The sequence below is a fragment of the Aurantiacibacter arachoides genome (genome assembly GCF_009827335.1).
Taxonomy (GTDB): domain Bacteria; phylum Pseudomonadota; class Alphaproteobacteria; order Sphingomonadales; family Sphingomonadaceae; genus Alteraurantiacibacter; species Alteraurantiacibacter arachoides.
In genome coordinates, this window is sequence record NZ_WTYH01000001.1 from 2,585,007 (window position 1) to 2,597,730 (window position 12,724).

Sequence of the window (12,724 nt, forward strand, 5' to 3'; positions counted from 1 at the left end):
ATTCCAAACCAGGAGAAACCAACATGGCAGCCAAGGACGTAAAGTTCGGCCGCGACGCGCGTGAGCGCATCCTCAAGGGCGTCGATACGCTCGCCAATGCCGTCAAGGTCACGCTCGGCCCCAAGGGTCGCAACGTCGTGATCGACAAGAGCTTCGGCTCGCCGCGCATCACCAAGGACGGCGTCACCGTCGCCAAGGACATCGAACTGAAGGACAAGTTCGAGAACATGGGCGCGCAGATGGTGCGCGAAGTGGCCAGCAAGACCAACGATCTTGCCGGTGACGGCACCACCACCGCCACCGTGCTGGCCCAGGCCATCGTCAACGAGGGCATGAAGTCGGTCGCCGCCGGCATGAACCCGATGGATCTGAAGCGCGGCATCGATCTGGCCGTCACCAGGGTCGTCGCCGATCTGCAGGCGCGTTCGAAGGACGTCGCCGGTTCGTCGGAGATCGCCCAGGTCGGCATCATCTCGGCCAACGGTGACCGCGAAGTCGGCGAGAAGATCGCCGAGGCGATGGAAAAGGTCGGCAAGGAAGGCGTGATCACCGTCGACGAATCGAAGGGCCTCGAATTCGAGCTCGAGACCGTCGAGGGCATGCAGTTCGACCGTGGCTACCTCAGCCCCTACTTCGTGACCAATCCCGAAAAGATGACGGTCGAGCTCGAGGATCCCTACATCCTCATCCACGAAAAGAAGCTGTCGAACCTGCAGGCCATGCTGCCGGTGCTCGAGGCCGTGGTGCAGACGGGGCGCCCGCTGCTCATCATCGCCGAGGACATCGAGGGCGAGGCGCTGGCCACCCTGGTGGTCAACAAGCTGCGCGGCGGCCTGAAGGTCGCGGCGGTCAAGGCCCCCGGCTTCGGCGATCGTCGCAAGGCCATGCTGCAGGACGTGTCGATCCTGACCAACGGCGAGATGATTTCCGAGGATCTCGGCATCAAGCTGGAGAACGTCGGCATCTCGATGCTCGGCCAGGCCAAGCGCGTCACCATCGACAAGGACAACACCACCATCGTCGACGGTGCCGGTGATGCCGAGGGCATCAAGGCCCGCGTCGAGCAGATCCGTGCGCAGATCGACTCCACGTCGAGCGACTACGACCGCGAGAAGCTGCAGGAACGTCTGGCCAAGCTCGCCGGCGGTGTTGCCGTCATCAAGGTCGGCGGCGCGTCCGAGATCGAGGTGAAGGAGCGCAAGGATCGCGTCGACGATGCGTTGCACGCGACCCGTGCGGCTGTCGAAGAGGGCATCGTCCCCGGCGGCGGTACCGCGCTGCTCTATGCCACGAAGTCGCTCGACGGCGTGACCGGCAGCAACGAGGACCAGACCCGCGGCATCGACATCGTTCGCAAGTCGCTGACCTCGCTGGTGCGCCAGATCGCCTCGAACGCCGGCCATGATGGCGCGGTGGTTTCGGGCAAGCTGCTTGACCAGGACAACACCTCGTTCGGCTTCAACGCAGCGACCGACACCTACGAGGATCTCGTGGCTGCCGGCGTGATCGACCCGACCAAGGTCGTGCGTACCGCGTTGCAGAACGCGGCATCGGTTGCCGGTCTGCTGATCACCACCGAAGCAGCCATTTCGGAAATTCCGGAAGACAAGGCTGCCGGTGGCGGCGGGATGCCCGACATGGGCGGAATGGGCGGCATGGGCGGCTTCTAAGTAGCCTCGCTACCCGGTCATCCGGAAAACGAAAGGCCCGGCAGGAGCGATCCTGCCGGGCCTTTTCCTTTGCCAGCGGCATCGGAACGAACGACCTTGAAGATCGAACGAATCGGCGAAGGATCGCATCTTGCAAAGTGACCCGCCTGCCCGGCGCTTACCCCCGTCCCTGTCCGTAACCGGTGCGGTCCCCGGGCCGGATTACCTTCCTGTCAGGATTGTCGAGATGGACGGGCAGCCGGCGATCGAATGGCTCGCCTTCGAAAGAACGTCGTTTCGCGAACCGTTTTTCGAACAGACTGCGGCGCGTGTCCGTACCCTGCCGGCTAACGCCTTTGCACACGTGATCACGCCGCTGGGCGCGCTGGACGTGTTTGCCGATGCCCCTCCCCCCGACGGGCTGGTCCTGCACATGTCGCGCTGCGGCTCTACCTTGGTGTCGCGCATGCTGGATGCCGCGCCGAACCATATATGCCTGAGCGAGCCGCCAATCTTCGATACGGTTCTGCAGATGGCCCTGTGCGGCATCGTGCCGGAGCATACCGTCCGCCTCATGGCAGGCGCGCTGTTGCGGTTCCGCGACAAGGCGATAACCCGGGGCTTCCTGAAGCTGGACAGCTGGCACACGCTGGCTCTGCCGCTGTTGCAGCGCGTGTTGCCCGATACCGCGTGGGTTTTCCTGGCGCGCCATCCCGGAGAAGTGCTGGCTTCGCAAGCGCGCAGGCCGGGAATGTTCGTCCACAAGGGCGCCGTGCGGTGGGAAACCTTCGGGCTGACAGGTGCCGATGCCGTCGAGGCGGCGGAGTTCCCCGGCTGGATCATCCACCAGATCGCTGCCGCGGCTGCCGGCTATGGGGATGATCAGCTCACCCTGTTCGTCGATTATGACGATCTGCCCGGAGCGGCCCTGACGCGCATCCTGCCGCATTTCGGCATTACGCCGGATGCCCGGATGGAAAGCCTGATGCGCTCTGCGGCCGCGCGCAATTCCAAGAGTCCCGAAGAGTTTTTTACCGACGATCGCGCGGCCAAACGTGCGCAAGCGGCTTTGTCCATCCAGGTGCCCGCCGGCCTGGCAGCCAGCTACGATCGGTTGCGAAGCCTGACCTGAGCGCACTTACGGCGTCGCGCCGCCGTCCGCATTCAACCAGCCCCCCATTGCCGGAATTGGCCGCCCGGCCGCCTCCGCGTCAGTCACGGTCTCGCCGTTCCGCGCAATATCGTCCAGCAGCCACTGCATCTCGGCAATCTCCTTGCGCTGGGCGGTGATGATGCTGTCGGCAAGTTGCTGCACGCGCCTGTCGGATATCTGCGCGCGTTCGCTGGTCATGATGGCGATCGAGTGATGCGGGATCATGGCGCGCATCCACTCGGCGTCGTCGACGCTCTGCTGGCTGCGCACGAGCCACAGCGATCCGGCGAATACGGCGACCGCCACGCCGACGATGATCCAGTTCTTCGCGGTGCTGCGATACATCCCCCACATGAAGGCAAGCATCACCAGCGCCATCACGCTGCCCATCACGAACATCATCCAGAACCGCGTCTCGCTGAAATAGACGTGATCGAGTGCATAGGTGTTGAGGTACATTAGCCCGAACATGATCACTGTGGACGTGCCCACCATCGCCCTGAAACGGGCGTAACTGCCGTGCTGCATCTGCTTGCCGTCATCCATCACATCGCTCCCATCCTGATGACCATCCACAGCGCCATGCCGACCATGAACAGGTTCTCGGTCAGCGAGACGAAGCCCAGCGGCACCTGGCTGTCGCCACCCACGCAGGCGCATTTGAGGTCACGCTTGTCGATATAGACGGCCTTGAACACGCTCACCGCGCCGATGGTGCCGATCGTCAGCGCGACGGGGATCGAAAGCCAGGGCAGCAGGTGCGCGGTCATCAGCACGCCCGCCAGCCCCTCGGCCCAGGGGTAGACGTAGCCGTAGGGCACCCAGCGCTTCGCCAGCAGGTCGTAGTTCAGGAACATGGTCGAGAAGCTCTCGACATCGCGCAGCTTGAGATAGGCGAGCACGCACATCGAAAAGCTGACGAACCATTCGGCCGCCAGCACGGATACCGCCTCCCCCGTTGCCACCCAGGCAGCGCCCAACGCCATCAGCGCGGTCATGGCGAACAGGATGGCGACCGGCCAGTAACTGACGCCGCCATCATCCACGCTCTTGCCGAAATGCTGGCGCAGATCGGTATAGCCGCCGACGCGCTGCTCGCCGATCCACGTCTGCGGCGTCGTCTTGACGGCGTGCCGGGCCTTGAAGGCGTCGGTCTCCTCGCGGGTGGTCAGCAGGTGGTCTTCCACCTCGTAGCCCTGGCTCTCCAGCAACCATTTCGATTTCAGGCCATAGGGGCAGGTGTGGCCAGGCATGACCATGCGGTAGAGGGTGGCCGTGGGCTTGCTCATTTCCGCGTCCTTTCGAGCAGATCGATCAGTTCGCCGAACTTTGCCCGCTGCTCGGCCTCGTCGCCCGAGGCGATGGCCTGCGATACGCAGGTGGCCGCATGGCGTTTGAGCACCGCGCTTTCGACCTTGGCGAGCGCGGCCTTCACGGCTTGAAGCTGGGTGAGAACGTCGATGCAGTATCGCTCGCCCTCGATCATCCGGGCGACGCCCTGGACCTGGCCCGCGATGCGGGAGAGACGTTTGACGGTATCGGCGTCGCTTTCGGTCATAGTTATTCCTGTTGCAATACCCCCAGGGGGTATCTAGCTAGGACGCATATTCGCGAAAGGCAAGGCACAGTGACAGCATCATTCCAGGTCGGCAGGCGCGGGTTCCTTGCGGGCAGCGGCCTCGTCGCCGGCGCAATGGCCGTGCCTGGCTGGGCGCGCGGGCAATCGCTGACCCACGCACGCCGGGGCTTCGGCGAGGTGTCGGGCGAACGCATCGCGCTCTCCATCGGGGACCATCACTTCACCACCGGCGAGCGCAGCGGCCATGCGGTGGCCGTGAACGGCAGCGTGCCCGGCCCGCTGGTGCGCCTGCGCGAGGGGCAGGACGTCACCATCGACGTGACCAATCGCCTGTCCGAAGACAGCTCGATCCATTGGCACGGGTTGCTGCTGCCGTTCCAGTACGACGGCGTGCCCGGCATCAGCTTCCCCGGTATCAGGCCGGGCGAAACCTTTCGCTACAGCTTCCCCGTGCGCCAGAACGGCACCTACTGGTGGCACAGCCATTCGGGCCTGCAGGAACAGCAGGGCCTCTACGGCCCGCTGGTTATCGACGCGGCGGAACCTGACTCCCGCTACGACCGCGACTATGTCGTGCTGCTGAGCGAATTCACCCCGATGCACCCGCACGAGATCGCGCGGATGCTGGCGGTGGGCGAACACTACTTCAACCGGCAGATGACCACGCTCTCGGACGGCTCGATGAGCGCCGCGGACCGGCTGATGTGGGGCCGGATGCGGATGAACCCGCGCGACATCAGCGACGTGGGCGCTGCGACCTACACCTACCTTGTCAACGGCCACGGCCCGGCGGACGACCTGGCCTTTGCCTTCGCGCCCGGGGAACGGGTGCGGCTGCGCGTCATCAACGGCAGCGCCATGACCTTTTTCAACGTCCGCATCCCCGGCACGGCGATGACGGTGATCGCCGCCGACGGGCAGGAGGTGGAGCCGGTCGCGGTGGACGAATTCCAGATCGGCACGGCGGAAACCTACGACGTGATCGTCACCCCGCAGGCCGGCACGCACGCGCTGGTGGCGGAGGCGATGGACCGCTCCGGCATGGGTATTGCCACGCTGACCTCGCAGGCCGGGGCCATTGCCGCGCCGCCGCCGCTGCGCGAGCCGGTGACCCTGACGATGGCGGACATGGGTATGGGCGGCATGGACGAGATGGACCATGGCTCCGGCGGCGTGGACCACGCGGCCATGGGCCATACCATGCCCGCGGCTGCCGATGCCCCTCCCATGGATCACGGCGGCATGGACCATTCCATGCGCGACACATCGCTGCTGCCGCCGGACGTCGCGGTTGGCCCCGGCATCGACATGGTCGCGCCCATGCCGGTCGACCGGATGGACTTCCCCGGTCTTGGCCTCGACACCGTCCCCCACCGGGTGCTGCGCTACACCGATCTCGCCGCGCGCGATGCCAACCCGCACCGGATGCCCGAGCGCCAGCTCGAGATCCACCTGACCGGCAACATGGAACGCTACATGTGGTCGTTTGACGGCAGGCGTTTCAACGCCGTGACCGACGATCCCATTCGCTTCGGCTTCGACGAGCGGGTGCGGGTCAAGCTGGTCAACGACACCATGATGGCGCACCCCATCCACCTGCACGGCCATTTCTTCGAGCTGGTCAACGGCGCGGGGATGATGAACCAGCCGCGCAAGCATACGCTGGTCGTGCAACCTGGCGGCACAGCCACATTCGATCTGACCGCGGACGAGCCGGGCGACTGGGCCTTTCACTGCCACCTGCTCTACCACATGCACGCCGGCATGATGCAGACGGTGACCGTGCGGCCCTTCCCCGCAGCGGAGGCGGGGGCATGAGGGGCGCCCTGCTACTGGCGGCGATGGTGCTGCCGCTACCGCTTCCAGTGCCGGCGATGGCGCAGGACCACGCGCAGCACCAGCAGGCCCCCACGCCAACACCGACGCCAACACCCGCTCCAACCCCGGCGCCCAGCGAGGCGCAGGCCAATCCTCTCGGCTCGATCCGCATTGCGCCCCCCGTGCGCCGTCCACTGAACCAGGCAGCCACGCCGCAGGTCGATCATTCGACGATAGACCACGGGGCGATGGACCATGGGGCGATGACTGCGGACGTACCCGAAGGCCCGCCGCCGCCACGCGCCCTCGAAAAGCCGGACCATGCCGCCGCGGCCATCTGGGGCGAGGAGGCGATGGCGGTCGCCCGCGCACGCAATCACGAGGTCCACGGCGGCGGCACCTTTGCCACCCTGCTCGTCGAACGGGCCGAGGTGCGTTTCCACGATGGCGAGGAAGGCTACCTGTGGGATGCGCAGGGCTGGTACGGCGACGCGCTCGACAAGCTGGTGCTCAAGACCGAGGGCGAAGGGGCCTTTGGCGGCACGATCGAGGAGGCCGAGGTGCAGCTCCTTTGGGGCCACGCCATTACCCCGTGGTTCGACCTGCAGGCGGGTCTGCGGCTGGACATCGAACCCCAGGTTACGCCGCAGCTCGCCCTCGGCGTGCAGGGCCTCGCGCCCTACAACATCCACCTCGATGCCACCGCCTTCCTGTCCGATCAGGGTGACCTGACCGCGCGGGTGGAGGCCGAACACGACATGCGCCTGACCCAGCGCCTGATCCTCCAGCCGCGCGTGGAGGTGGAGTTCGCCGCACAGGATATTCCGGAATTGGGCGTCGGTGCGGGCGTGCCGCACCTCTCCGCCGGGCTGCGGCTGCGATACGAAGTCACGCGCGAATTCGCTCCCTATTTGGGCGTCGAATACGAAACAGCGACCGGGCGCACGGCCGACCGGCGCCGGGCAGCGGGCGAGGATGCCGGCGGACTGGTGCTGCTTCTGGGCCTGCGGACGTTCTTCTAAGAAACAAACCCCGGCCCGCCGCTAAGGTCGGGCCGGGGCCTGTCATTTCGTTTGCACGGGACGATTGCGAAATCCGCCCCTTCGGGCATCAGCCGCCGCGGCGGCTTTCCTCCACCATGCGGATCTGTTCGACGCTCCAGGTGACGGGCAACTGGGTCTGCGGGTTGAACGTCGTGCCCATGTCGGCCGCCTCTGCCGCGGCGATCTCGGCAGCGGAGAGAAATTCGCTCGGCTCCAGCGCGAACACGTCGATGCCGCGAGCGATCTCGGTGCCGTAGATGCGACCGTTGTACCAGTAGGCGCTCCAGTAACCGCCCATCGCCAGCTGGTCGGGATCGACCGGGCCGCGATCGAAATAGGCGATCTCGAACGGGTTGTTGGGGTCGGTGAAGTCGATCACCGAGATACCGCCCTGATACCAGGCCTGCACGAAGATGTCGCGACCGGGGACCGGGATGATCGAGCCGTTGTGCGCGACGCAGTTCTCCTTGTCGCTTTGCGGCCCGGGCAGCTTGTAGGTGCCGCGACGCACCAGCTGGTTGTCGACGATCTCGTAAAAGGCGTCGGCACCCCACTCGCGCGGATCGCTTGCCTGGCAACGCGGACGCCCGCCGCCGCCCCATTCGTCGGTGAACAGCACCACGGTGCCATCGTTATTGAAGGTGGCCGAGTGCCAGTAGGCGAACCCGTCGTCGGTCACCGCGTCAAGGCGCACCGGGTTGTAGGGATCGGAGATGTCGAAGATGATGCCGTTGCCCGAACAGGCGCCCGCGGCCAGCTGGCGGCTGGGGAACACGGTGATATCGTGGCACTGGTTGGTCTGGCTGGTGCTTTGCGTTCCGTCACCGTGATCGCCGCCCTGCCACAGGCCGGCGATGTTGCCCTCGTCGTCGGCGAAGACGCGGGGGCTGGAGACGATGCGCGACTGCGCGGGATTGGCGAGCGGGATCTCGATCACGTCGATGCTGAACAGCGCGGTGCGGGTATCGCCGGGAATGTTGCCCACGCAGCCTGCCAATTCATCCCCTTCGCGCACGCCCGCCGTACCCGAGTTGTAGACCAGGATGCGATCGTCGTTGGCGTCGACCACCGAGTGCGTGTGGCTGCCGCGGCAGGTCTGCACCTGGCCTACCTGTACCGGGCGCGCGATGTCGGAGATGTCGAACACGCGCAGGCCGCGGAAGCGTTCGGGGCTGACGTCCTCGGCCACGCCCTGCAGGCCGCAATCGACGCGGCCCGAGTTGGATTCCACGCTCATGATCAGGATGTCGCCCACGATCGAAACGTCGCCCTGCCCGCCCGGGCACACCACCGAGCCGATCAGTTCGGGCACGCCTTCGTCGCCGAGGCGATAGGTGTTGAAGCCGTGATAGTTGCCGGCCACCATCAGGTCGCCGGAAAAGGCCATGTCGGTATTGGCAAAGGACAGCGGACCGCCGCGCTGGGCGAAGCGGGGCTCGGGTGCTTCGACCGGCTCTTCGGGTTCGGCGGCAGCGACGGCCGCCTCGCGCGGATCGCCCGGCGCTGGCGAGGGCGTGGTCTCGACTGTGGCGGCAGGCATGGCGTGGCCCATCGCGGCGTGATTGGCGTGGACCGCGCCCTCGCCCGTTGCCTCGGCACTTTCGGCATCGGGGCTGGTCGCGGGCTCCTCTGCGGGCAGGCGCACGCGGCCACCGGCGGGGTTGGCGGGATCGAAGAAGCCTGCAGGCTTGGTCAAGGAGGCGAGGCGGCGCATACCGCTGATCGCTTGCCCCGCATCCAGGAAGCCGGCGGCAAGGCCGGCACGCGGATCATCCGACAGTTCGCCAAGCGCCACATTCATGCGGTCGATCTCGGCCTGCTGGTCGTTCCTGACCTCGCTGGTGAATTCGTACATCTGCGGGTCGGCCGCGGTGCCGTTCTGCGACAGCAGGTCGTCCACCATGGTCAGCGCGCCCTTGTGGTGCGCCGTCATCAGTTCGAAGAACATGCGGTCGAAGTTGACGCCGCGCGCCGCGGCCAGTTCGGCCATCTCTTCGGGGCTGGCCATGCCTTCCATGTCGGCATGATCCATGTGGCCCATGCCCGCCATCGCCGCGGGCTGGCCGAACCGGGCGAGCCATTCGCGCATGAACTCCATCTCGTCTGCCTGCGAGGCGGTGATGCGCCCGGCGGCGGCGATCACCGTCGCATTGTTGGTGCGCCCGTCGACCAGCGCCGCCATTTCGACCGCCTGGCCATGATGGACGATCATGTCCTGCATGAAGGCGTAGTCGGCACTCGTCACGTCGTTGCGGGCAAGGCGCGTCGCCTCGTCCGCGCTCAGCACGCGAACATTCTGCCCCGGCGCGCCCGGCTGCACGATCGGCACCTGTTGCGCGAGGGCGGGCGCGGCGGAAGCCAGCAGCATGGCGGCGAGCGAGAGCCCTGCCGTGTTACGAGGCGAAAGGATCATTGCAGGAAGTCTCCGGGAGAAAAACGGTTTGTTGCAACGGAAACAAGCCACTGCCGGGCGCACAGGTCAAGGGCCATTGTGACCCGGTTGCCTGCAGGCCCGCCAGCGCGCACATTAGCGGGATGGTTACGGGGAGGAGTTTGGGCCATGCGTCACATTGCATTCGCCGCAGCATTGGCATTCGCGCTGGCAGGCTGCGCCGAGGATACACCAGCCGAACCGCCGGCCACCCGTTATTCCCCCGATCGCTATCAGCAGGCCATCACCGACATCGGCCGGCTGGACGACCTGGCGTCCGACGCGCAGCGCCTGCCGGGTGAACTGCTCGCATTTGCTCAGGTCGATCGCGGCGAAGTGGTGGGCGATTACATAATGGGGGGCGGTTACGTCACCCGGCTGCTGGCCATTGCCGTGGGCCGGCAGGGCAAGGTCTACGCCTTTCAACCCGACGAGTTCATTGCCGCCGATGCGCAGTACGCCACCGATCAGGATCAGACGGTGCGCCGCTATACCGATGCGCAGGGGACCGAGCTCAACGTCTTCGCACTGCGCGGACCCCTGGCCGATCCCGGCTGGCCCGAACCGCTCGATACCATCATCACGGTGATGAACTTTCACGATCTCTATCGCGATACCGTGCCCGCGGGCACACCGGATGCTGTCAGCCGGATGCTGTTCGACAGCCTGAAACCGGGTGGCGTGCTGGTGGTGGTCGATCACCAGGCGGCCGATGATGCCGGCGTCGACGCGGCACAAAGCCTGCACCGGATGGATCGCAATCTTGCCATGACCGCGCTGACCGAGGCAGGTTTCCTGCTCGAGGCGGAAAGCGACCTCTACGCGCGTCCCGAAGACCCGCGCACCGCCAGCGTTTTCGATGAAGGCCTGCGCAAACGCAGCGACCAGTTCGCCTGGCGGCTGCGCCGGCCGCAATAGCGAAAAAGCGCCGCGCTCCGGCACATCTGCCGACCCTGCCCGTTGGGTGCACAAGCAATCATCGCAAAGGAGAACTGCCAATGAAATGTCCGCACAAGGCCCATGTCGCGCTGGTCGATGGGGAGCGCTTCGTGCTGCTCCGCAACACCGGGCAGCCGTTCGAACCCAAGCTGGAAAAGATCGCCACGCCCTCTCTCGAAGCGACCAATTTCAGTGCCGGGGTCAAGCATCAGGACAAGGCCGGACAGATCAAGGGCAATACCGATCTCAACGAACTGGCCCATGCAGCCGCTGCCGCGGAATGGCTGAACGCCAAGGCCAAGGCGGGCGAGATCGACGACCTGGTCATCATCGCCGACCCCAAGACCCTGGGTGAAATGCGGCGCCACTATCACGTGGAGCTGGAAAAGCGGCTGGCGGGCGAGCTCGACAAGGCGCTGACCAACGAGCCGCTCGACCGGATCGAAAAGGCTCTGGCCGCGGCATGAATTTTTGCGCGAGCGCCGTGGGTTCCCGCAATCCACGGCGATTTTCACGCTTCAGCGCCAAAACCTAACATCTCGTCGCGGAGCCCTCGTCACCCCTGCCCCCGTTAAGCAATTACAAAGCATGACGCGGGCAGGGTGACAGCATGAAAATATTCGGGACAGGACGTATCGCATCGCTGGTGGCGCTGGCCATAGCACCGCTAGCGCTTATTTCCACCCCTGCTGCGGCGCAGGTCCAGGGCTTCGAGAGTGCCTTCGACAGCACCTTCGGGACAGAGGTTCGTGCCCCGCGCGACTACGCCCCGTCCTACGACAGCCGGATCGAACAGCGCATCGCGCAGATCGCCGAGGGCAGCCGTGGGCGCATCGGCGTCGCCGCCATCGACCTCGCCACGGGTCAGGAAATCTCCGTGCTCGGCGATCAGCGTTTTCCGATGGCCAGCACCAGCAAGATCGCGATCGCCGCGACCTTCCTGGAGATGGTGGACCAGGGGCGTGCCAGCCTGTCGAGCGAATACCCCATGCTCTATGCGGTCAGCTCGCGCCCGTTCTCGACCAGCGTTGCCCCGGTGCGACGCGGCGAATACATGTCGGCGGCGAACCTTATCGAAATCATGATTACCCGCAGTTCCAATCAGGCGACCGACGCGCTGCTGCAGGCCGTTGGCGGACCGGGCGCAGTCAACGCCTGGGCACAACGCGCAGGTCTGACCGATTTCAGCCTTGATCGTGACATTGCCACTCTCGTGCGCGACGATGGCGAGTTCGATCCCGCGCATCACATCGATCTGCGCGATTCGGCAACGCCGCAGGCCATGGTCCAGCTGCTTTCTGGCATCTATCAGGGCCGTTGGCTCAGCGCGGAAAGCCGCCGCGTGATCCTCGGCGCGATGGAACGCTGCCGCACGGGCACGCGCCGCATTCCGGCCATGCTGCCCAGCGGTGTTAGCGTCGCGCACAAGACCGGCTCACTGAACAACACCTCGAGCGACATCGGCATCCTGACCGCACCCGATGGCCGCACCATCGCGGTCGCCATCTACGTCACCGGGCAAGGTAGCCGCCCCAATCGCGAGGCGCGCATCGCTTCCATCGCGCGGGCGATTTACGACGGCTATGCCGAAATGGCATTCGCCGCCAACGACAACGGCGACGACAACAACGGCGGCTGATCCCCTCCGTTTTCTCCAGGCACAAAAAGAAAGGGGCGCGACCATCGCTGGTCGCGCCCCTTTCTTTTTACGCGAAGGCAGTTCGATTAGTCGACCGCGGCTTCGGTGGTGGTCTCGTTCTGCAGTTCGCCTTCGGCGGCAGCAGCTGCATCGTCCACGTTTTCGGCAGCCTGATCGACTTCCATGGCAGCTTCGTCAACGCCGGCTTCGGCGGAATCGATAGCGGCTTCGGTGTTGGATTCGGTGTCGGCCATGGCGCCTTCAACGGCGTCTTCAGCGTTCTGTTCGGTCGACTCCGAGCAAGCGGCGAGCGACAGGGCGGCGGCCGAGATGGCGGCGACGAGAGCAATCTTACGCATAGGAGAGATCCTTTCTTGCGATCTTCAATTGGTGAAGAGGCCTTGTGGCGCCCTTCCCAAAGCAGGCTTCTGGCCGGCTCACTGCCCAAATAAGGCCACAATTGGGCAAGCGCA

General features: G+C 65.5%; 12 protein-coding genes. 7 read left to right on the forward strand and 5 right to left on the reverse strand.

Features of this window, described 5'->3' with window-relative positions:
* The first annotated feature begins 23 nt into the window (after positions 1-23).
* Together groL and GRI62_RS12650 are read left to right on the forward strand one after the other, a co-directional pair.
* The gene (gene groL, locus GRI62_RS12645) at positions 24-1,670 is read left to right on the forward strand and encodes a chaperonin GroEL (protein ID WP_131451090.1); all 1,647 of its coding nucleotides are present in this window, start codon (positions 24-26) and stop codon (positions 1,668-1,670) included.
* 226 nt (positions 1,671-1,896) lie between these two features.
* A complete protein-coding gene (locus GRI62_RS12650) occupies positions 1,897-2,781 on the forward strand; it encodes a sulfotransferase family protein (protein WP_131451091.1) in 885 nt (294 codons plus the stop codon).
* Between the two features lie 6 nt (positions 2,782-2,787).
* Here GRI62_RS12650 and GRI62_RS12655 read toward each other — a convergent pair whose 3' ends face one another.
* From GRI62_RS12655 to GRI62_RS12665, 3 genes are read right to left on the reverse strand one after another with little or no spacing between them, the layout of a single operon-like run.
* Positions 2,788-3,348, reverse strand: a complete 561-nt coding sequence (locus tag GRI62_RS12655) for a DUF305 domain-containing protein (RefSeq protein ID WP_131451092.1) — start codon at positions 3,346-3,348, stop codon at positions 2,788-2,790.
* A complete protein-coding gene (locus tag GRI62_RS12660; RefSeq protein WP_131451093.1) occupies positions 3,348-4,091 on the reverse strand; it encodes a MauE/DoxX family redox-associated membrane protein in 744 nt (247 codons plus the stop codon). Before GRI62_RS12660 ends, GRI62_RS12655 begins: the two co-directional genes overlap by 1 nt.
* A complete protein-coding gene (locus GRI62_RS12665; RefSeq protein ID WP_131451094.1) occupies positions 4,088-4,360 on the reverse strand; it encodes a metal-sensitive transcriptional regulator in 273 nt (90 codons plus the stop codon). The genes GRI62_RS12660 and GRI62_RS12665 overlap by 4 nt, the downstream gene beginning before the upstream one ends.
* Positions 4,361-4,495: 135 nt before the next feature.
* Here GRI62_RS12665 and GRI62_RS12670 point away from each other — a divergent pair, with 135 nt between their 5' ends.
* Positions 4,496-6,199, forward strand: coding sequence for a copper resistance system multicopper oxidase (locus tag GRI62_RS12670; RefSeq protein ID WP_234027617.1), 1,704 nt, complete (start codon positions 4,496-4,498; stop codon positions 6,197-6,199).
* The gene (locus GRI62_RS12675; protein ID WP_131451096.1) at positions 6,196-7,221 is read left to right on the forward strand and encodes a copper resistance protein B; all 1,026 of its coding nucleotides are present in this window, start codon (positions 6,196-6,198) and stop codon (positions 7,219-7,221) included. Before GRI62_RS12670 ends, GRI62_RS12675 begins: the two co-directional genes overlap by 4 nt.
* A gap of 88 nt (positions 7,222-7,309) precedes the next feature.
* Here the strand turns inward: GRI62_RS12675 and GRI62_RS12680 are convergent, their stop codons facing one another.
* Positions 7,310-9,655: a DUF305 domain-containing protein gene (locus tag GRI62_RS12680; protein WP_188669361.1), complete on the reverse strand. Its 2,346-nt coding sequence runs from the start codon at positions 9,653-9,655 to the stop codon at positions 7,310-7,312.
* A 147-nt stretch (positions 9,656-9,802) separates the two neighbouring features.
* Between GRI62_RS12680 and GRI62_RS12685 the strand changes: the two genes are divergently transcribed.
* The 3 genes from GRI62_RS12685 to bla all read left to right on the forward strand — a co-directional run bounded on the left by GRI62_RS12685 (position 9,803) and on the right by bla (position 12,251).
* Positions 9,803-10,591: a methyltransferase gene (locus tag GRI62_RS12685; RefSeq protein ID WP_131451097.1), complete on the forward strand. Its 789-nt coding sequence runs from the start codon at positions 9,803-9,805 to the stop codon at positions 10,589-10,591.
* Between the two features lie 80 nt (positions 10,592-10,671).
* A complete protein-coding gene (locus GRI62_RS12690) occupies positions 10,672-11,079 on the forward strand; it encodes a baeRF12 domain-containing protein (protein ID WP_131451098.1) in 408 nt (135 codons plus the stop codon).
* 143 nt (positions 11,080-11,222) lie between these two features.
* The gene (gene bla, locus GRI62_RS12695) at positions 11,223-12,251 is read left to right on the forward strand and encodes a class A beta-lactamase (protein WP_131451099.1); all 1,029 of its coding nucleotides are present in this window, start codon (positions 11,223-11,225) and stop codon (positions 12,249-12,251) included.
* An 86-nt stretch (positions 12,252-12,337) separates the two neighbouring features.
* Here bla and GRI62_RS12700 read toward each other — a convergent pair whose 3' ends face one another.
* Positions 12,338-12,610, reverse strand: coding sequence for a hypothetical protein (locus tag GRI62_RS12700; protein ID WP_131451100.1), 273 nt, complete (start codon positions 12,608-12,610; stop codon positions 12,338-12,340).
* Positions 12,611-12,724: the final 114 nt, after the last annotated feature.